Below are 18,823 nucleotides of genomic sequence, written 5' to 3'. Positions count from 1 at the left end.
ACGCCTGCGTTCAGAGTGGACTTACTGGAAAGTAAGGAAGGGGCCGCCTTCTCCACAAGACTCCGTGCGCGACAAAATTGACCGAGAGGCGAACGAACCATCGAGGGACGAGGGGAGCGCGCGTGGCGGGCAGGCTCAGGCAGCCGACGGGCCGGTACGGCGGCAAGTCGGCCGAGGAGCGGCAGGCCGAACGGCGGCGGCGGTTCCTGGACGCCGCGCTCCAGCTCTTCGGCGACAGCCCCGGCTACCGGTCCACCACTGTCGCCGCCCTGAGCGAGACGGCGGGCCTGTCGACCCGTCAGTTCTACGAGGAGTTCCACACGCTGGAGGACGTTCTGGCCGCCCTCCACCTCCAGGTCAACGACTGGGCGGAAGAGGCGGCCTCCGCCGCCCTCGCGGAGGTCCGCGACCTGGCGATCGCCGAACGCGCCACCGCGGTCTTCCGGGCGTACGCGGCGAACGTCACCTCCGATCCGCGCCGCATCCGCATCACCTTCGTCGAGATCATCGGCGTCAGCCCGCGGCTGGAGGAGCAGCGCCTCGAACGCCGTTCCCGGTGGATCGACTTCATCTGTGCGGAGGCCGCCGAAGCCGTCGCGCGGGGCGAGGCGGCACCGCGCGACTACCGCATCGCGGCAACGGCGTTCATCGGCAGCGTCAACGGCCTGCTGCACGACTGGAGGGCCGGCTGGGTGCAGGCGACCCTCGACGAGGTCGTGGACGAACTGGTCCGGCAGTTGCTGGGCATACTGCGCCCGGCGGGTTGGCTGCCGGACGCCTGAGAGGAACCGTTCCAGCTGTGGGCCGGGCGCTCGTGGAGCGCTACCGGCCCGCCGCAACGGCCGACAGGACGGCCGCCGCGGCGAGCGCCGCGGCGAGGGCGCACTCCGCCGCAGCGGCACGGCTCTCGAAGAGCGCGGCCCGGAGCGGCAGTTGGTCCTCGATCTCGCTGATCGGCGCGCTCGCGTTCACCGGCCGGTCCGTCACCGCGAGGTCCTCTCGGGGCGGTGCAGGTGGCGGTCCACAGCAGCCCGCGAAACCACGCCCCCGGTGTCCCGGGGAGCGGACGGTGACGTACCGCGCACCCACCGTGCCGGGCCGATCGGCGCAGGTGATGCCCGGCGCCGGGTGCGGCTCACCGATGCCGGGCAGGACGCCTTCGAGCGGCACGCCGAGGCGGCGGGTACGGGCGGGCGCGCGCCGCTCGCAGTACCGGCCCCAGAAGGGCGGCGGACACTCGCAGACCTGCTGCGCAGACCGGTCGGGGCAGCCGAGTCCGGTGCCGGGGACCCAGTGACGCACGCGCCGAGAAGGTCCAGGAGAGCCGCGAGTTGACCTGGACCCTCACGGCCGTCGCCCTCCTACTCGTCCCATGCCTGGATGAGGATCTGATCGGCGATCTTGCCGTTGCGCAACGACACCATAGAGTTGGCGAGCACCCGGACGCCGTCGGCGTACTCGCAGGACTCTGAGAAGGCGACCTGGTCGCCCTGGACGACACACTGATCCAGATGGTGGGTCATGTCCCGGTTGTACACGTCGCTGAGCATCTCGCCGATCTCGTCCCGGCCGTGCAGAACCTTGGGGTGACTGGGCTGGGTGTTGCGGTCGATGATGCGTATCTCCGCGTCGTCGGTGTAGAGCGACAGCAGAGTCTGAGGGTTCTCTCCCTCGATGCCTCGGCGCAGGGCTTCTGTGTCGAAGGCGGTGCCTGCCGCGGTGCCCATGGTGACCTCCTTCGAGGCCGCGGCCCGGCGAGCGGTGGGCCGCGAAAGCCTCTCCTACGAGCCTCCCCCGCCTCAGGGGCCCCGGCAAACGCAACGGGTCTGTGCGCCTCCAGAGTGGGCGAGGCCCCGGGCCCGTGACCGCTGGGGCCCCGCGCTGGATTGGTGAATTCAGCGAATGGCATTTCACCGGGCGAACAAGAACTGGCGAACAAGAACGGAGAAGGGTCCGCCTCGCTGCGCGTGGGCGTGACGGTCGCAATCGCTCAGGGTGATCGGAAGAGCGTTCCATTTATCAGGGCCGGCGGGTTAAGGTCGCACTCTGCGAGATCTTGTACGGAGGTGCCCGGGATGGAGAACAGCGCGCCGGTACGCCGAGGGCGGCCGCCGGGCGTCCGGCCCGTCGAGGGCGAGCTGACCAGCCGCCAGCAGGACATCGTCCGGTTCATCACCGACACGGTCCAGCGGCAGGGCTATCCGCCGTCGATGCGGGAGATCGGCCAGGCCGTGAACCTCGCGAGCACCTCCTCGGTCGCACACCAGCTGATGACGCTGGAGCGCAAGGGGGTCCTGTACCGAGATCCGCACCGGCCGCGCGCCTACCGCGTGCGTTCCACCTGGGCTCCCGACCTGGCGGGCAACGCGACCGCCGCGGTGGACGTTCCACTCCTGGGACGGATCGCCGCCGGCGCACCCCTGCTCGCGGAGGAAATGGTCGAGGACGTCTACGCCCTGCCGCGCCAACTGGTCGGCGAGGGCGAGATGTTCGCCCTGACCGTGTCGGGTGACAGCATGATCGAGGCGGCGATCTGTGACGGCGACATCGTGACCGTCCGGCGCCAGGACAGTGCCGACCACGGCGACATAGTCGCTGCCCTGCTCGAGGACGAGGCCACCGTCAAACAGCTGCGCCGACAGGACGGGCAGGTATGGCTGATGCCCCGCAACCGGGCGTACGAGCCCATCCCCGGCGACCAGGTGAAGATCCTCGGCAAGGTCGTGGGAGTCCTCCGCGTGCTCTGATCGTCTCTGGCGCCGCTCGACGACTTCGATCGGGGCGCGCGTCGGCGGCCGCCGGGATTCCGAAGAAACGAAGGAAACGGCCTACAGCGCCGTCACTGTCAGGTAGCCCGTCTTCTTGGACCCGGTGAGGTGGTCCGCCGTGCGGCTAGCCGTGGCGGCGCTAGTCCTCGTGGTGCTTGTGGTGGGCGCGGCAGAGGGCGGGCCCCTTCATCGGTTGTCCGGCCTGCAGTGTGACCACGGCCCCGGCCCGCGCCACGCACTCCGCCCGCCGTGCGCTCTCGACCATCTGCTCGCTGTCGGACGCGGCGTTGGCCAGGCTCGTGCAGCACAGGGTCAGCAGCAGGGCTCCCGCGACGAACGGCAGGGTCCGGTTGGGGGGAGGCGGATCGAGCAGGGCCCGGACGCGCTGGGGGACCGCCCCGCCGGTCGCCGCCAGGGCGGCGGACCGGGACGTGTCGGCGGCGGACGCCAGGGCGGCCCGGCCGACCGCGCGGGCCACGACCGTGCGGCTGCCGATCCGCGCCGCGGCCTCCTCGTCGGCCCAGCGCTCCAGAACGAAGCAGCCCGCGTCGGCCAGTGGCCGCAGCAGCGGATTCACGGCCGCCGTCAGCCGCCAGACCGTCCGGAACAGATAGTGCCTGCCGCGCAGATGAGCCCGTTCGTGCGCCAGCAGGGCCTCGCGCTCGCCGTCCGTCAGGCAGCGCAGCATGCCCCGCGACACCACGATCCGCCCGGGTCCGCCCGGCAGGGCGAAAGCCTGCGGCGCGTCGTCGTCGAGCACGGCCAGCTCGGTGTCGCCGGGCAGCCGGGCGCACTCCCGCCGGGCCCACAGGACCTGGCGGGCCTGCCGTAGGGCGGCGACACCCAGCGAGAGCACTCCCGCGGCCAGGGCGAGGGCGCTGACCACCGCGACGACCAGGTACACCGGGTCCTCGGCGCGCAGCGCCGACACCGACCAGCGGCCCTCCGCGGCGACCTGGGGGATCTGGGCGAATCCGGTGAACGCCAGCAGGGCCAGCGACCCCATCCACCCGGCCGCCGTCACCAGCGCGGCGCAGGCCAGGGCCCAGGCGGCCGGGCCCGGGGCCAGCCGGCGGGCGGGCCTCGGCGCGAGCAGCGTGAGGGCCGCGGTGACAAGGAACGGAACGTAGACGCTGATCAGCACCGGCTCAGGGCCTCTCGTCGAAGCGCTCGGCGCCGTCGCGGGCGTCGTGCCCGGACAGCAACCGCTGCAGCAACTGCTCGTCCTCCTCGGACAGTTCGGAGACGAAGCGGGTCAGTACCGCCTCGCGGTCGGAGCCTCGCTCCAGCAGCGTGTGCATCCGTTCGGCGGTGTGGGACGCCTCGTCCCGGGCCGGCTCGTAGGCGTATCCGCGGCCCTCACGGTGCCGGACCAGCATGCCCTTGTCGTAGAGCCTGGACAGGATCGTCAGGACGGTCGTATAGGCCAGGTTCCCCGGCAGCAGTTCCCGGACCTGACGTGCGGTCAGCGGCCCGTGGGCCGCCCAGAGCGCGGCCAGTACACCGCTCTCCAGTTCGCCGCGCGCCCGTCGGCCGGATGCTCCGCCGGGGTCGACGGTCTTCCGGTGGTGCACCGTTCATCTTCCCTTCGCTGTTCGGCCTCACAGACTACCCGGCGAGGTACTACTGGATGTAGGAAGTATGCTCCGGGCTTTGAAACACGAACTACTACATGTTGTAGAGTTCCGCCGCTCCACTCATGCGGAGGAAGAAGCCCATGCACCACGTCGGAAGTACGGTTTCCGGGTCCGCGCCGGCGGGCGCCGTCCCGAGCACCCGAACGGCGACGACGCCCTCGGGCCGGGTCGTGATCGTCTCCGCGAGTGTCGGTGCCGGTCATGACGGTGCCGCCGCCGAGCTGGCCCGGCGCCTCGTCGCGGACGGACTCGTGGTCGACCGGTACGACCTGCTGGACCTGCTGCCCGCCCGGCTCGGCCGTGCCGTCAAGGAGAGCTACCACCGGATGCTCGTCCGGGCCCCCTGGGCCTATCAGCGGATCTACTCCAGCACCGAGCGTGCCGGAGGCGGTGGCCCGGCGGCGCGGGCGCTGCTGCGCGCCGCCGAGGACCGGGTGCTGCGCGCCCTGCCCACGGGGACCGGCGCGGTCGTCTCCACCTACCCGGGCGCCAGCCGCGTGCTGGGCAACCTGCGCCTCGCCGGCCGGCTGACCGTCCCGGTCCTCACCTATCTGACCGACTTCTCGGTGCATCCGCTGTGGGTGGCGGAGGGCGTGGACGTCCATCTCGCGGCCCACGCCGTGCCCGCCGCCCAGGCGCGGGCCGTCGGGGCGCAGGACGTACGGGTGTGCGGACCGGTGGCCGACCCCCGGTTCCGCCCCTGCGACGCGGCGGAGCGAGGCCGGGCGCGGGCGCGGTTCGGGCTGCCGGAGCGGGCCCCGCTCGCGCTGCTGGTCGCCGGTTCCTGGGGCGTCGGCCCGGTCCGGCAGGTGGCCCTGGAACTCCGCGACTGCGGTGCGGCCGTTCCGGTCGTCGTCTGCGGCCGCAACAAGGCCCTGGCCGAGCAGCTGCGCGCGGACGGCATCGAGCACTCCTTCGGCTGGGTCGACGACATGCCCGGCCTGATGCACGCCGCGGACGTCCTCGTCCAGAACGCGGGTGGTCTCACCTCACTGGAGGCGTTCGCCGCGGGCCTGCCCGTCGCCAGCTACCGCTGCATACCCGGCCATGGGCTGACCAACGCCGCCGCACTGGACGAGGCGGGAGTGGCCGCTTGGATCCGTGACCCGGCCGACCTCAAGGCCGTGCTCTGCGAGCTCATCGAGGGCCCTCGCGGCTTGCGGCAACGCGAGGGCGGCCTCGCCCTTTTCGCCGACCCGGCAAGCGGCCCGGCGGCGGAGATAGCGCGGGTCCAGCGTTCGGGACTTTCGCACCCGTCGGCGGGTCCGCCCACCCCTCGCGCGGGTCGGCACTTCCGCCGGGCCCATCGGCGACTCGCCGTCACGGCCGCCACGGCGTGCACCCTGTGGGCCTGCGCCGTGGGGACGGGGATCGAAACGGCGTACAACGGCTCTAATCTGATGCATGCCATAGGCCACGGCCTGGACCTGGACGACGCCGCTCCCGGCCACGGCCCCCGACCGGAGGGCCACCACTCGTGACCACCGCACGTCTGCTCCGTACGGCCGCCCGGACCGCGCTGCCCGCGCTGGCCGTTCACGCCGCACCCGTCGTCTCCACCTTCGGGCCGCTGCGCAACCGCGTCATGCCCCGTCTCTCGGGCCGGGGCCGCGCCGGCCATGTCGCCCTCACCTTCGACGACGGACCCGACCCCCTGTCCACCCCGCTGTTCCTGCGGCTGCTCGCCGACCGCGGGGTGCACGCCACGTTCTTCCTGCTCGGCAGCGAGGCACGCCGCTCTCCGGGCCTGGTCCGCGAGATCGAGGGGGCGGGCCATGAGATCGGCATCCACGGCTGGCTGCACCGCCCGCTGCTCCTGCGCGGTCCGCGTGCCACGTACGACGACTTCGCCCGCGCCCGTGACACCGTCGCCGCCATCACCGGACGGCAGCCCCTGCTCTTCCGGCCTCCCTACGGCGTCATGTCCACCTCCGCCCATCTGGCCGCACGCCGTCTCGGCCTCACCCCGGTGCTGTGGACCTGCTGGGGCGAGGACTGGACCGCACGCGCGACGCCGGAGTCCGTCCACCGCACCGTCACGGCCGACCTCGACGGCGGCGGTACGATCCTGCTCCACGACTCGGACTGCACCTCCGCCCCGGGGGCCTGGCGCTCGGCCCTGGGCGCCCTGCCCCGGATCCTGGACACCTGCGCGGAACGGGGTTACGCCGTCGGCCCGTTGCGCGACCACGGCTGGGCTCGTACGACCGTCCGACGCGTGGTGCGGGACGACGGGGGACGTTAGGTTCGGTCGGCCGTGGCGAGGAACTGGGTCGCGGCCAGCTCGGCGTAGAGCGGATCCGCGGCGACCAGCTCGCGGTGTGTGCCGACCGCGCGCACGCGGCCCGCGTCCATGACCACGATCCGGTCGGCCGCCGTCACGGTGGACAGCCGGTGCGCGACCACCAGAACCGTCGTCGACCGGGCGACATCCGCCACCGTGTCCCGCAGCGCCGCCTCGTTGACCGCGTCGAGCTGCGAGGTCGCCTCGTCGAGCAGCAGCAGGCGCGGGCGGCGCAGCAACGCGCGGGCGATCGCGACACGCTGGCGTTCGCCGCCGGACAGCTTTCCGCGCGGCCCGAACGTCCGGTCGATGTCACGTCCGCCGCGCGGAATACGTGCAGAAGACGTGTCCGCCGCGCAAGGATCATGGGTACGGGCCGCACGGGCTCGCACCGGGCGCCTCAGGCGTCCGCACCGCCGGCGGAAGGCATCAGCACCATGGCGCAGGAAGTACGCGGCGTGATCGCCCCTGGCAAGGACGAGCCGGTTCGGGTCGAGACGATCGTCGTACCGGATCCGGGTCCCGGTGAGGCTGTGGTGAACATCCAGGCCTGCGGCGTCTGCCAGACCGACCTGCATTACAAGCAGGGAGGCATCAGTGACGACTTCCCGTTCCTGCTCGGCCACGAGGCGGCCGGGATCGTCGAGTCGGTCGGCGAGGGCGTCGACGACGTCGCCCCCGGCGACTTCGTGATCATCAACTGGCGGGCGGTGTGCGGCCGGTGTCGCGCCTGTCTGCGCGGCCGCCCCTGGTACTGCTTCGACACGCACAACGCCCGGCAGAAGATGACGCTCGCCGCCACCGGCCAGGAGCTCTCCCCGGCCCTCGGCATCGGGGCCTTCGCGGAGAAGACGCTCGTCGCGGCCGGGCAGTGCACCAAGGTCGACCCGACCGTCTCCCCGGCCGTGGCGGGCCTGCTCGGCTGCGGTTGGATGGCGGGCCTCGGCGCGGCCATCAACACCGGGAAAGTCGGCCGGGGCGACTCGGTCGCCGTCATCGGCTGCGGCGGCGTCGGTGACGCGGCGATCGCCGGGTCGTATCTGGCGGGCGCGGCGAAGATCATCGCGGTGGACATCGACGACCGCAGGCTCACCACCGCCAGGGAGCTGGGCGCCACCCACACGGTCGACTCCAGCACCAGGGACCCCGTCGAGGCGATCCGCGAGCTGACCGGAGGCTTCGGCGCCGACGTCGTCATCGAGGCGGTCGGCCGCCCGGAGACGTACCGGCAGGCCTTCTACGCCCGTGACCTGGCCGGGACCGTCGTCCTGGTCGGCGTCCCCACTCCCGAGATGAAGCTGGAGCTGCCGCTCCTGGACGTCTTCGGGCGCGGCGGTGCCCTCAAGTCGTCCTGGTACGGGGACTGCCTGCCCTCCCGGGACTTCCCGATGCTCGTCGACCTGCACCTGCAGGGCCAGCTGCCCCTGGAGAAGTTCGTCACCGAGACCATCGCCCTCGACGAGGTCGAGAAGGCCTTCGAGCGGATGCACCACGGCGACGTGCTGCGCTCGGTGGTGGTGCTGTGATGACCGCGCGCATCGACCACCTGGTCACCTCCGGCACCTTCTGCCTCGACGGCGGCACCTGGGAGGTCGACAACAACGTGTGGATCGTCGGCGACGACCACGAGGCCGTCGTCATCGATGCCGCCCACGACGCCGGCGCGATCGCCGACGCCGTCGGCGACAGGCGGCTGCGCGCCATCCTGTGCACGCACGCCCACAACGACCACATCGGCGCCGCGCCCGCCCTCGCCGAGCGGACCGGTGCGGCGATCTGGCTCCACCTCGACGACCTGCCGCTGTGGAAGCTGACCCATCCCGACCGTCTCCCCGACCACTGGCTGGACGACGGTCAGGTGATCGAGACGGCCGGCATCGATCTGACCGTCCTGCACACCCCGGGCCACGCACACGGCGCGGTCTGCCTCTACGACGCGGGCCTCGGCACGGTGTTCACCGGCGACACCTTGTTCAAGGGTGGCCCCGGCGCCACCGGACGTTCGTACTCGCACTTCCCGACGATCATCGAATCGATCCGTGACCGGCTGCTGACCCTCCCGGCCGGGACGGTGGTCCGCACGGGGCACGGCGAGACGACGACCATCGGTGCCGAGGCGCCCCACCTCGACGAGTGGATCGCACGCGGCCACTGACCGGACGACACGCCGGAGGGCCGCCTAAAAGGCGACAGAAGATGTCCGGCTTCCACGACATGCTCCCCGCAGACGGTTCTACGGGTACTGCGAGCGCGGAGGTCGGACATGTCGGGGCTGCTGGAGCGCAGGGTCGCACTGGTCGCGGGGGCGACCCGGAGCGCGGGACGGGCGATCGCCGTGGAACTGGGCGCGGTCGGGGCCACGGTCTATGTCACGGGGCGCAGCACGCGGCAGCGGCGCTCCGAGTACGACCGGCCGGAGACCGTCGAGGACACCGCCGAGTCGGTGACGGCGGCGGGTGGGTACGGCATCGCCGTACCCACCGACCACCTGGTCCCCTCCCAGGTGCGGGCCCTCGTCGACCGCATCGCGGACGAACAGGGGCGTCTGGACATCCTCGTCAACGACATCTGGGGCGCCGAGAAGCTCTTCGAGTGGGACAGCCCGGTCTGGGAGCACGACCTCGGCAAAGGCCTGCACCTGCTGCGGCTCGCCATCGACACACACGCGATCACCAGCCACTGCGCGCTGCCCCTGCTGCTGCGCCGTCCGGGCGGTCTGGTCGTCGAGATGACCGACGGGACGGCCGAGTACAACCGCGACACCTACCGGGTCTCCTTCTTCTACGACCTCGCCAAGGCGGCCGTGCTGCGCATGGCGTTCGCCCTCGGCCACGAGCTGGGGCCGCGCGGCGCCACCGCGGTCGCCCTCACCCCCGGCTGGCTGCGCTCGGAGCTGATGCTCGACCTGTACGGGGTGACCGAGGAGAACTGGCGGGACGCCCTGGAGCGCGAACCGCACTTCTGCATCTCCGAGACCCCGTACTACGTCGGCCGGGCCGTCGCCGCGCTCGCCGCCGACCCCGCCGTCTCCCGCTGGAACGGCGCGTCGCTCTCCAGCGGTCAGCTCGCCCAGGCCTACGGATTCACCGACCTCGACGGCAGCCGCCCCGACGCCTGGCGCTATGTCGTCGAGGTACAGGACGCGGGCAAACCGGCGGACGCGACGGGGTACCGCTGAACCGGGGCAAGCGCAACGGCGCGGGCGCGGGGCCGAGGCGCGGTGCGGGCCGCCGGAGCCGTGGCGTCCGGGCTTCACGGCAGCCAGGGTGGGAAGGGAACACGTCGCCGGGGGCGCCGGTGCCGCAGCGCGGGCCGTGAGGGGCCGTGCCCGCGCGGTTACGGTGCCCGGCTCCACCACGAGGGAAAGCAGGAGTCGCATGGAATACGTGAAGCTCGGTTCGACGGGTCTCGACGTGTCCCGGATCTGCCTGGGCTGCATGAGCTTCGGCATCCCGGAGCGCGGCCGTTCACCGTGGAGCCTCGACGAGGAGGCGTCCCTCCCCCTGATCCGCCGCGCACTCGACGCCGGCATCACCTTCTTCGACACGGCGAACGTCTATTCGGACGGTACGAGCGAGGAGATCGTCGGCCGGGCGCTCGCCGAACACGCCCGCCGCGACGACATCGTGCTGGCGACGAAGGTGCACGGCAGGATGCGGCCGGGGCCCAACGGCGGCGGCCTGTCCCGCAAGGCGATCATGACGGAGATCGACCACAGCCTGCGCCGCCTCGGCACCGACTACGTCGACCTCTACCAGATCCACCGCTGGGACCCCCTCACCCCGATCGAGGAGACGATGGAGGCCCTGCACGACGTGGTCAAGGCGGGCAAGGCCCGCTACATCGGGGCGAGTTCCATGTACGCCTGGCAGTTCTCCAAGGCCCAGTACACGGCCCGGCTGCACGGCTGGACGCGGTTCGTCTCGATGCAGAACCACTACAACCTCCTCTACCGCGAGGAGGAACGCGAGATGCTGCCGCTCTGCGCGGACCAGGGCGTCGGCGTCCTGCCCTGGAGCCCGCTCGCCCGCGGGCGTCTGACCCGGGACTGGGACGACACCACCGAGCGCAGCCGCACCGACGAGTACGGCAAGGGGCTCTACCAGGAGGGCGACCGGGCCGTGGTCGAGGCGCTGGCCGCCGTCGCCGCGCAGCGGGGCGTCCCACGCGCCCAGGTCGCCCTCGCCTGGCTGCTGCGGCAGAGCACCGTGGCCGCACCCATCGTCGGCGTCACCAAAGCGCACCACATCGACGACGCGGTCGGGGCACTTGACGTCGCGCTCAGCGACAAGGAGGCCCAGGCGCTCGAGGAGCCGTACAAACCGCACGCCATCCGCGGCCACTGACGAACCGTCACATCGCGGCCGGGGCGGTACGGGACGCGCGCCGGGGCGGTACGGGACGCGCGTACCGCCCCTCGGCAGGTGATCCCCCGCTGCCTCACACGCCGCCGGTCAGCCACGGCCTGACCTGCTTGCGTGCCTCGTGCAGACGGGACTTCAACGTGCCCAGCGGGACGCCGACGCGCTCGGCGGCCTCCGTGTACTCCAGCTGGCAGATGTCCCGGTAGACCAACGGCGCCACCAGGTGCGGATGTTCGCGCTCCAGCCGCTCCAGGGCCTCCAGCAGATCGACGCGGGACCCGGCGATCACGCTGGTCGTGCGCGGATCCACATACTGCGCCGCGTCGATGGTCGCCGGCTGCTCGGCAGCCCGCCGCTTCAGCTCCCGGTACTTCTGCCGGGCACAGTTGGCGACCACCGTGTACAGCCAGGTGCTGAACCGACTGCGGCCCTGGAACGTGGTGATCCGCCGCGCCACCTGCAACAGCACGTCCTGCGCGGCCTCCTCGGCGTCCTCACGGCACGGCAGGAACCGTCCGCAGCGCCGCAACACCTCCGGCCGGATGTGCTGGAGCAGCGCGTCCAGAGCCGCCCCGTCACCCGCCGCCGCGCGCCGAGCGAGTTCCTCGGTGTCCGCGGCATCCACCACTGGGTGCTCCCCTCGATGTCGATCCGAGACCAGGCATGATAGTCACATGCAGTCCCTGGAGCGCATCGACCGCTACCGCCTGGATCGACGCCTGGGCGGCGGCGCCTTCGGTGTTGTCTGGCTCGCCCACGACGACGTGCTCGAGGCGCCCGTGGCGGTGAAGGTGCTCGCCGAGAACTGGGCCGACCGGCTGGACATCCGGGAGCGTTTCCTGTCCGAGGCCCGTCTGCTGCGCCGGGCCGGCTCCAGCCGGGTCGTCCAGGTCTACGACATCGGTGAACTCCCCGACGGCAGGCCCTACTTCGTCATGGAGTACGCCGACGACGGTACCCTCGCCGACCGGCTCACCGGCGGCCCGCTCCCCGTCGCCGAGGCCATGCGACTGACCGCCGCCGCCGCACGCGCCGCGGCAGCGCTGCATGACGCCGGGATCGTGCACCGGGACATCAAGCCGTCCAACGTCCTCATGCGGACCGCGCCCGACGGCTCCACCCGGCTGCTGCTCGCGGACCTGGGCCTGGCCAAGAGCCTGGCCCAGGCCTCCGGACTGACCATGGCCGCGGGCTCCGCCGGGTACGCACCGCCCGAGCAGACCGAACCCGGCAGTGGCATCGACGCGCGCGCGGACGTCTACAGCCTGGGCGCCCTCGGCTATCACCTCGTCACCGGCACGGTCCCCGCCCCGCCCGGCAGGGTCCAGCGCCCCGACCGGCTGCGCCCCGGTCTGCCGTCCGGGGTCCAGCGGGCACTGCTGCGGGCCATGGAGCCCGACCGCGACCGGCGCTGGCCGACCGCGGAGGCCTTCGCCGGGGAACTCGACCGGCTCGCGGGGGAGTTCTGCGCGACGGCGCCCGGGAGGTCCCGCCGCCGTTCGGGGGTCGTGGTCCTCGCGGTGGCCGCCGTGGCCGTCGCGGGTGCCACCGCGGTCACCGCCACGCTGATGCTGCGGCAGCCCGCCGCGGCGGCGGACGTCAAGGTCCAGGACGCCACCGGACGGATCGAGGCCGCCGTGCCCGCGTCCTGGGGCCGTCAGCTGCGTGACGCGGGCTGGAACCCGAAGGCGCTGGGCCTGTCCGCAGGGAATGAACCGGCCCTCGTCGTCGCCGGCGACCTCGCGCGCTGGCAGGACCTCGGCACCGGGGTGAACGGCGCGTTCATCGGTCTGAGCGAGCACGGTGACCTCACCGCGAAGGTGGGTGCGCTGGAGCACCCCGGCTGTCACTACCGGGGCAGCCGCGACTACCGCGGCTCCGCATGGCACGGGCCGATACGCACCTGGAACGACTGCGCGGGCGGCGAGGGCTCGGTCGAGGAGGCCGCCCTCAGCCCGGCCGGCGGCGCCGGCGAGCCCCAGGTGTACATCCAGATACGGCAGGCCGGCGACGGCAGCGACGCGACCGACCGGGTCCTGGACTCGGTGCGGGTGACCGGCTGACACCCGGCACGGAACGGCGGGGGGCGCGCCCTCGCCGCAAGAGGCCCGGCGCGCCACCGCCGTCAACCGGGCGCGTCCCCGCACGGAAGCGGAGAGGTGCACCCGAACGGAAGACCAGGAGATGCACATGAACGGAAAACGGGGAGATATGCGCAGACTGGAAGCGGGCCAATGCACGCGAACCGGGAAGTGCGAGATGCGCGCGAACTTTTGCGCACTCCCGCGCATCGAACAGGGATGACGGCGCACACGGCACCGTTCACACGCGCCCTGAGCGGGCGGTGAGTTTCGAGGAGCATGGACATGGTGACCTTCCGGCGCGGCACACCGGGCCCGGACCCCGACGGCACGGCGCCCTTCCTGACGGCACGACGCATGGCGTCGGTGCTGGGCGCGGTCGCCGCGCTGAGCCTGCTCACCGCGTGCGGCAACGACCACGGCACGACCGGTGCGCCTCAGAAGCTGCCCGGTACGGCCCAGCCCGTCTCCGGTGACAACTCGGCGGCGAGCGGCACCGCGAAGGGCACGGGCGGCAACTCTTCCGCCGCTCCCGCCGCATCGGGCGGCTCCCGTGGCACGTCGTCCGCGGCCGGGAGCGGCACCACGGGCACCCGCTGCCACACCTCGGAACTGCGCGCGTCCGTCGGCGCCAACAACCCGGGCGCCGGCCAGGAGAACTTCCCCCTGGTGCTGACCAACCGCTCCGGACGCACATGCACGATCGACGGCTACCCGGGCGCCGCGTTCGTGGACGCCTCGGGCAAGCAGCTGGGACCGGACCCCAAGCGCAGTTCCGACGGCGCCACGAGGATCACCCTCGCACCCGGCAGGAGCGCCTGGGCAGGCCTGACCTTCTCCAACCCCCAGGTCAGCGGCGCCACGGCGGCCACGCCCACGGCGATTCTGATCACGCCGCCGGATGAGAAGGCCTCCCTGACGGTGACGTGGTCGGGCGGCGCGGTGCCCGTCTCGGGCAATGCGTCCTCCGTGTTCCTGTCGGTCTTCAGGGCGGGCACCGGCGTCTGACGCCCGCCGCCGCCCATCCCGCCGCCGAGTAGCCCGCTCACACGAACCCGGCTCACACGAACCCCGCCGTCCGCTCCAGGGCAGCGGGGTTCGCCATGCGTCCCCGGCTTTTGTCACAGGACGGCAACACGTCCCCGGCGCCCCGATCTTTCCGTCGCCCCGGCCCATCGAACCCGTCGTCCGACACCGCACGAAGGCTCCGGCGGAGCCGCACGACGAGGAAACGGGGACGAACATGAACGGCATCTCACGCAGGCGTGTGCTGACGGCGGGGGCGACGACGGGCGCCCTGGGCGCGCTGTCCGCCTGCTCCAGCGGCGGCTTGTCCCTTGGCGGCGCCAGCCCCTCGGACGGCCGGGGCACGGCACAGGCCCGGACGCTGAAGCCGATCGGCGACGGCTCCACCGCCGACACCGGCGCCCAGCCCAAGCAGCCGAAGCCGGAGCGGCTGAAGCCCGGTCAGCGGCCCCCGCAGTTCGTGGTGTTCTCCTGGGACGGCGCGGGCGAACTCAGCAACCAGCTCTTCTCGCGCTTCCGCGAGGCCGCAGCCCGGCACGGCGCGTCGATGACCTTCTTCCTGAGCGGCATCTACACGCTGCCCGAGTCCAAGAAGCACCTCTACCGTCCGCCGCAGCACCCGGTCGGCGCCTCCGCGATCGGCTACCTCGCCGACCGGCACATCCACGCCACGCTTCAGCAGGTGCGTGCCGCCTGGCTGGAGGGCCACGAGATAGGCACCCACTTCAACGGGCACTTCTGCGGCAGCGACGGAGTGCGCCGCTGGTCGCCCGCCGAGTGGCGCAGCGAGATCGAACAGGCCGTCCGCTTCGTCACCGAGTGGAAGACCAACACCGGCTTCACCGACCTCGACCCGCTGCCCTTCGACTACCGCAAGGAACTGATCGGCGGGCGTACCCCGTGCCTGGAGGGCCAGTCCAGTCTGCTGCCCACCGCTGCCGACCTCGGCTGGAAGTACGACGCCAGCTCGCCCGGCGGTCTGCAGATCTGGCCCGGCAAGGTGCAGGGCGGCCGGATCTGGGACTTTCCGCTGCAGTCCATACCGTTCTCCGGCCACTCCTTCCAAGTCCTGTCGATGGACTACAACATGATGTTCAACCAGTCCGGCGGAAACCCCCTCGGCGACCGCTCCCGGTACGACGCCTGGCGCGCCCAGGCTCGCGACACCTATCTGGCCGGCTTCCGGCGCGCCTACGAGACCAACCGCGCGCCCTTCTTCGTGGGCAACCACTTCGAGCGCTGGAACGGGGGCATCTACATGGACGCGGTGGAGGACGCGATCGAACGGATCGCGGGCCATGACGAGGTACGCATGGTGTCCTTCCGCCAGCTGGTGGAGTGGCTCGAGGCCCAGGACCCGGCGGTCCTGCGGAAGTTGCGCACCCTCGCCCCCGGACAGTCGCCGCTCGGCGGCTGGGCGGAGTTCCTGGGCACCCCCGCGTCGCCGACGGGGACCGCGGCCTGACCGCCCCGGAGTCCGGGTGGAATCGTGCGGGGCCGGCCGCCTCACGCCAAGAGGAATGTGTGACGGTGCCCTGATAGCTGCCGGAGACGTTCGAGGCGGGTACGACCACGGTCAATGTGAGTGGCCCGACGACGCTCCCGCACCAGGGGAGCACCGGTAGAGCAGCGGCAGGTGACGACCGGGACCGTACGCGTCCGGCGGGACGGCCGTGCAGTGCGACCTGACCCAGCGCGCGACCGACGGCATGGGAGGCGTGGCCGGGCGGTGCGAACCGGCCGGCCGCGGGTGCTTGAGCGCGACGTACCGCAGCTCACCGGAGTCGATCAGCTGCCGGAGCCCGTCGACCGTCGGGAACGGAACCTGACCGGTGAAGCCGCCCATGGGGAGCATGGACGCGTTGGCGTCGAGGACGTAGGCCGAGGCGTCGCTCCAACCTGGGACCGCGGCAAGGTACTTGGCCCCGTCCCGGTGGGCCGTGAGATAGGCGAGGAACCGACGGCGCTCCGGTGTGAGCCGGGAGGGTCCGCCGCCGCCGGGGCGGCTGCTGGGGCCGACCCTTCCCATACCGCCGGCTTGGTTGTAGCGCGGGGCCAGCGCCGACGCCGACCACACGGTCGGTACGAGGAGCAGGGAGGCGAGACCGACGGCCAGGCCCGCCACCAGGATCCGCGGCCGACGGGCGGCCCGGGGCCGGGCGACCACGAGGAGCGCCAGGGAAACGACGCACAGGGCGATCGCGGCGTAGGCCTGCCAGCCGAGGAAGTGCGGGTAGGACAGTGTCAGCAGCACGCTCCACGCGACGTTCGCGACGGTCACCGCCGGCAGCACCCAGGCACGGCGGCCACCGTCCCGGCACGCCCGCCAGGCCCTGACCAGCCCCGCGCCGCTCAGCGCCGACAGAGCCACGGCGACGACACCCATGTAGTACGTGTGACCGGTGACGCTGCCGAAGCTGAACGCGGCGAAGAAGGTGGCAAGCCACACGCCCCACATCAGGTACCCGGCGAGCGTCCGGTCGGTGCGGGCGGCGCGTCGGCGCCACGCCACCCCGAGGCCCCACACCAGTCCGAGCGCAGCCAGCGGGTAGAGCCACCCCGTCTGCGTGGCCAGGCCCGGGCTGAACATCTTGAGCACGCTGTCGCCCATGGCGGGGCGGCTCGCACCGGCAGCGTGATGCGCGGCCTGGCCGCTGACGACACTGCCCGTACCGCCCGCGTCGGCGCCGACCGAGTGGAACCGGGTGAGGAAGTTGTAGCCCACGACCATGCTGTAGGCCGAGTTGTCCGTGGTGCCGTCGATGTAGGGGCGGGACTGCGCGGGGGTCAGCGTCGCGACGGCGATCCAGGACACCGACACCGCCAGGCTCACCGCGCCGGCCACGGCGACGTGCCAGGCCCTGCGCCGCAGCGTCGTGGGAGCCGCCACCAGATAGGTGACGGCCAGGGCGGGCAGCACCGCCCAGGCCTCCAGCATCTTGCACTGGAACGCCACCCCCACCCAGACACCGGCCAGCAGCAGCGTGCGCAACCGGGCCCGTTCGACGGCCCGTTGGGTGGCCTCGGCCGCCAGGAGGAGCAGCAGGACGAACGGCGCGTCCTCCACTATCGACCGGCCGAGCCCCACCGTCACCGGCGTGAGCGCCAGGAACGCGGCGGACAGCAGTCCCGCCACGACTCCGGCCCAGCGGCGCACCAGCAGATGGAGCAGGAGGACGCAGCCCACCATCTCGATCCCCTGGGGCAGCACCAGCGCCCACGGGTGAAAGCCGAAGACCAGGGCCGACAGGGCCTGAGGCCACATGAAGCCGGGCAGTTTGTCCAGGGTGATGGAGTTGCCCGGGTCGAACGAGCCGTAGAAGAACGCGACCGGGTTGTCGGTCATGCTGCGTACCGCGCTGGCGTAGAACACGTGGTAGACGCTGCGGTCGATGCCCCACAGGCAGAGCACGGCCCCGACCGCCGCGATGCTCAGCAGTACCGGGAGCTCGTAGGCGGGCCGGGGAGTCCGGGGCCTGGACGCGGGAGGAAGTTCCCCGTCCCGGGGACGGGCCACGGTGGTCGCGGTCGCCACGTCCGCCGTCGGCTTCGCCATGGGTGGTGCAGTCGGCTCGGAATGGGGGCTGAGCATGGATGTGCCTTCCAGGACTCCCGCGGTCACGTCATCGTCGCGTCGGTCCGGCTCGGCGGAAGGCGCGACCACACGATCCGACTATGAAGAAGTAGCCATTTCCGGGCCGCCTTGCATGAGACGTACAGGGGCTTGGTAAGAACATGCTCTTTTCGGTCCGCCGTGTATCGGCCGGTGGAAGCGCAGGTGACGTGGGCGTTGCGGGCGCGGTAACGACCTCCGGCCCGCCCACCGCCGGTCGACGGCGGACGGGCCGGATCGTGAGCCGGACCCGGCTGGGTCAGGGCGTGGCGGCGTGCAGCACGGCGAACACGCCGCGGTTCTCCTGCCCCTCCGGGAAGCGCCAGCCGGCGGTGACATGGCCCGCGGCGTCGGCCGGAGGGCTGCCGGCCGGCTGGAGGACGCGAGCGACCTCGACGGTCAGTTGCCGGATGGCCCCGGCCGCGGTGGTCTCCACGGTCAGGCGGGTGTCGTCGGGGCCGTTGCCCACCGTCGTGGAGAGGACTTCCGACGCCACGCCGGTGCCGGTGAAGTGGACGGTGACGGACGGGTCGGGAGTGTCGTTGATGCTCTGCGCCTGGGGTTCGGCACGTCCCTGGAGCAGGGCCAGCAACTGGGCCACCAGCACCGGGTCATGGGTCCCGTCGTAGATCCAGCGCCGTCCCAGCACGCCGTGTTCGGAGGTGCCGAGGAGCGCCTCCTCGGCGCCCTCGAGGGGCGCCCCCCGGTAGCTGAGCGGCACGTGGTAGGAGACCGGCCGGTCGCCGGAGTCGTCGGTGGTCACCATGAACTCGATCCCGACCTCGCCCCGCGGGTCGTCCAGCCGGAACCCGCCGGACTTGGACAGCGACGGCTTGCGGCCCGTGCCCTTGTACCAGGGCTGACCGGGAAGCCAGGAGGCGAGGAGTTCCAGCTTGCCGGGGGTGAGGGTGGTGTGGTGAATGATCGCCATGCCCGTGAACGTACCCGCCGGGGCGCCGTCACGGTCCGGATCCGGCCGATCGGCGCCTTCGCCGGACAGGGCCCCGGCTTGCGTGCCGGCCCGGCGACCAGGCGGAGTAATTCGCCTTC

Annotated in this window: 18 protein-coding genes and 1 pseudogene; 11 read left to right on the top strand and 8 right to left on the bottom strand. The window is 72.2% G+C overall.

Annotated elements, in window-relative coordinates; translation table 11 throughout:
- Positions 1–122 precede the first annotated feature (122 nt).
- Complete coding sequence (locus AAW14_RS02190) at positions 123–782, top strand: TetR/AcrR family transcriptional regulator (RefSeq protein WP_265559182.1); 660 nt, start codon at positions 123–125, stop codon at positions 780–782.
- Between the two features lie 40 nt (positions 783–822).
- On the opposite strand, the gene AAW14_RS02185 is transcribed toward AAW14_RS02190, so the two are convergent.
- Both AAW14_RS02185 and AAW14_RS02180 read right to left on the bottom strand, forming a co-directional pair.
- Positions 823–1,302 (bottom strand): hypothetical protein, encoded by a 480-nt coding sequence (locus tag AAW14_RS02185; RefSeq protein WP_265559180.1) that lies wholly within the window; start codon positions 1,300–1,302, stop codon positions 823–825.
- A 59-nt stretch (positions 1,303–1,361) separates the two neighbouring features.
- Positions 1,362–1,727: a nuclear transport factor 2 family protein gene (locus AAW14_RS02180; RefSeq protein ID WP_265559178.1), complete on the bottom strand. Its 366-nt coding sequence runs from the start codon at positions 1,725–1,727 to the stop codon at positions 1,362–1,364.
- A 348-nt stretch (positions 1,728–2,075) separates the two neighbouring features.
- On the opposite strand from AAW14_RS02180, the gene lexA reads away from it, so the two are divergent.
- Positions 2,076–2,747 (top strand): transcriptional repressor LexA, encoded by a 672-nt coding sequence (lexA, locus tag AAW14_RS02175; protein ID WP_265559176.1) that lies wholly within the window; start codon positions 2,076–2,078, stop codon positions 2,745–2,747.
- Positions 2,748–2,907: 160 nt separating this feature from the next.
- Here lexA and AAW14_RS02170 read toward each other — a convergent pair whose 3' ends face one another.
- Positions 2,908–3,912 carry a M56 family metallopeptidase gene (locus tag AAW14_RS02170; protein ID WP_265559174.1) on the bottom strand — a complete coding sequence of 335 codons (1,005 nt, stop codon included), beginning with the start codon at positions 3,910–3,912 and terminating at the stop codon, positions 2,908–2,910.
- Between the two features lie 4 nt (positions 3,913–3,916).
- The gene (locus AAW14_RS02165; RefSeq protein ID WP_265559172.1) at positions 3,917–4,342 is read right to left on the bottom strand and encodes a BlaI/MecI/CopY family transcriptional regulator; all 426 of its coding nucleotides are present in this window, start codon (positions 4,340–4,342) and stop codon (positions 3,917–3,919) included.
- A gap of 143 nt (positions 4,343–4,485) precedes the next feature.
- Between AAW14_RS02165 and AAW14_RS02160 the strand changes: the two genes are divergently transcribed.
- A complete protein-coding gene (locus tag AAW14_RS02160; protein ID WP_265559170.1) occupies positions 4,486–5,886 on the top strand; it encodes a glycosyltransferase in 1,401 nt (466 codons plus the stop codon).
- Positions 5,883–6,650, top strand: coding sequence for a polysaccharide deacetylase family protein (locus AAW14_RS02155; protein WP_265559168.1), 768 nt, complete (start codon positions 5,883–5,885; stop codon positions 6,648–6,650). Before AAW14_RS02160 ends, AAW14_RS02155 begins: the two co-directional genes overlap by 4 nt.
- Here AAW14_RS02155 and AAW14_RS02150 read toward each other — a convergent pair.
- Positions 6,647–6,988, bottom strand: a pseudogene (locus AAW14_RS02150) (ATP-binding cassette domain-containing protein); the annotation flags it as partial. The gene AAW14_RS02155 and the pseudogene AAW14_RS02150 sit on opposite strands and share 4 nt — an antisense overlap.
- A gap of 138 nt (positions 6,989–7,126) precedes the next feature.
- Between AAW14_RS02150 and AAW14_RS02145 the strand changes: the two are divergent.
- The 4 genes from AAW14_RS02145 to AAW14_RS02130 all read left to right on the top strand — a co-directional run bounded on the left by AAW14_RS02145 (position 7,127) and on the right by AAW14_RS02130 (position 11,035).
- Positions 7,127–8,215 carry an S-(hydroxymethyl)mycothiol dehydrogenase gene (locus AAW14_RS02145; protein WP_265559167.1) on the top strand — a complete coding sequence of 363 codons (1,089 nt, stop codon included), beginning with the start codon at positions 7,127–7,129 and terminating at the stop codon, positions 8,213–8,215.
- Complete coding sequence (locus tag AAW14_RS02140; RefSeq protein WP_265559165.1) at positions 8,215–8,844, top strand: MBL fold metallo-hydrolase; 630 nt, start codon at positions 8,215–8,217, stop codon at positions 8,842–8,844. The genes AAW14_RS02145 and AAW14_RS02140 overlap by 1 nt, the downstream gene beginning before the upstream one ends.
- 108 nt (positions 8,845–8,952) lie before the next feature.
- Entirely contained in the window at positions 8,953–9,867 is a 915-nt protein-coding gene (locus AAW14_RS02135; RefSeq protein ID WP_265559162.1) for an SDR family oxidoreductase, read from the top strand.
- 199 nt (positions 9,868–10,066) lie between these two features.
- Complete coding sequence (locus tag AAW14_RS02130; protein ID WP_265559160.1) at positions 10,067–11,035, top strand: aldo/keto reductase; 969 nt, start codon at positions 10,067–10,069, stop codon at positions 11,033–11,035.
- Between the two features lie 94 nt (positions 11,036–11,129).
- On the opposite strand, the gene AAW14_RS02125 is transcribed toward AAW14_RS02130, so the two are convergent.
- Entirely contained in the window at positions 11,130–11,681 is a 552-nt protein-coding gene (locus AAW14_RS02125) for an RNA polymerase sigma factor (RefSeq protein WP_265559158.1), read from the bottom strand.
- Positions 11,682–11,727: 46 nt separating this feature from the next.
- Between AAW14_RS02125 and AAW14_RS02120 the strand changes: the two genes are divergently transcribed.
- From AAW14_RS02120 to AAW14_RS02110, 3 genes are all read left to right on the top strand, one after another.
- Positions 11,728–13,116 carry a serine/threonine-protein kinase gene (locus AAW14_RS02120; protein ID WP_265559156.1) on the top strand — a complete coding sequence of 463 codons (1,389 nt, stop codon included), beginning with the start codon at positions 11,728–11,730 and terminating at the stop codon, positions 13,114–13,116.
- Between the two features lie 303 nt (positions 13,117–13,419).
- Positions 13,420–14,142 carry a DUF4232 domain-containing protein gene (locus AAW14_RS02115; protein ID WP_265559153.1) on the top strand — a complete coding sequence of 241 codons (723 nt, stop codon included), beginning with the start codon at positions 13,420–13,422 and terminating at the stop codon, positions 14,140–14,142.
- A gap of 235 nt (positions 14,143–14,377) precedes the next feature.
- Positions 14,378–15,625, top strand: a complete 1,248-nt coding sequence (locus AAW14_RS02110; protein WP_265559151.1) for a hypothetical protein — start codon at positions 14,378–14,380, stop codon at positions 15,623–15,625.
- Between the two features lie 111 nt (positions 15,626–15,736).
- On the opposite strand, the gene AAW14_RS02105 is transcribed toward AAW14_RS02110, so the two are convergent.
- A complete protein-coding gene (locus tag AAW14_RS02105) occupies positions 15,737–17,716 on the bottom strand; it encodes an ArnT family glycosyltransferase (protein ID WP_265559149.1) in 1,980 nt (659 codons plus the stop codon).
- Positions 17,717–18,032: 316 nt separating this feature from the next.
- Complete coding sequence (locus tag AAW14_RS02100) at positions 18,033–18,704, bottom strand: maltokinase N-terminal cap-like domain-containing protein (RefSeq protein ID WP_265559147.1); 672 nt, start codon at positions 18,702–18,704, stop codon at positions 18,033–18,035.
- Between the last annotated feature and the right edge of the window lie 119 nt (positions 18,705–18,823).

The organism is Streptomyces hygroscopicus, assembly GCF_026168105.1.
Classification (GTDB): domain Bacteria; phylum Actinomycetota; class Actinomycetes; order Streptomycetales; family Streptomycetaceae; genus Streptomyces; species Streptomyces hygroscopicus_D.
Note: the sequence above shows the minus strand (reverse complement) of the source record. Positions and strands in the feature narration are given on the sequence as shown.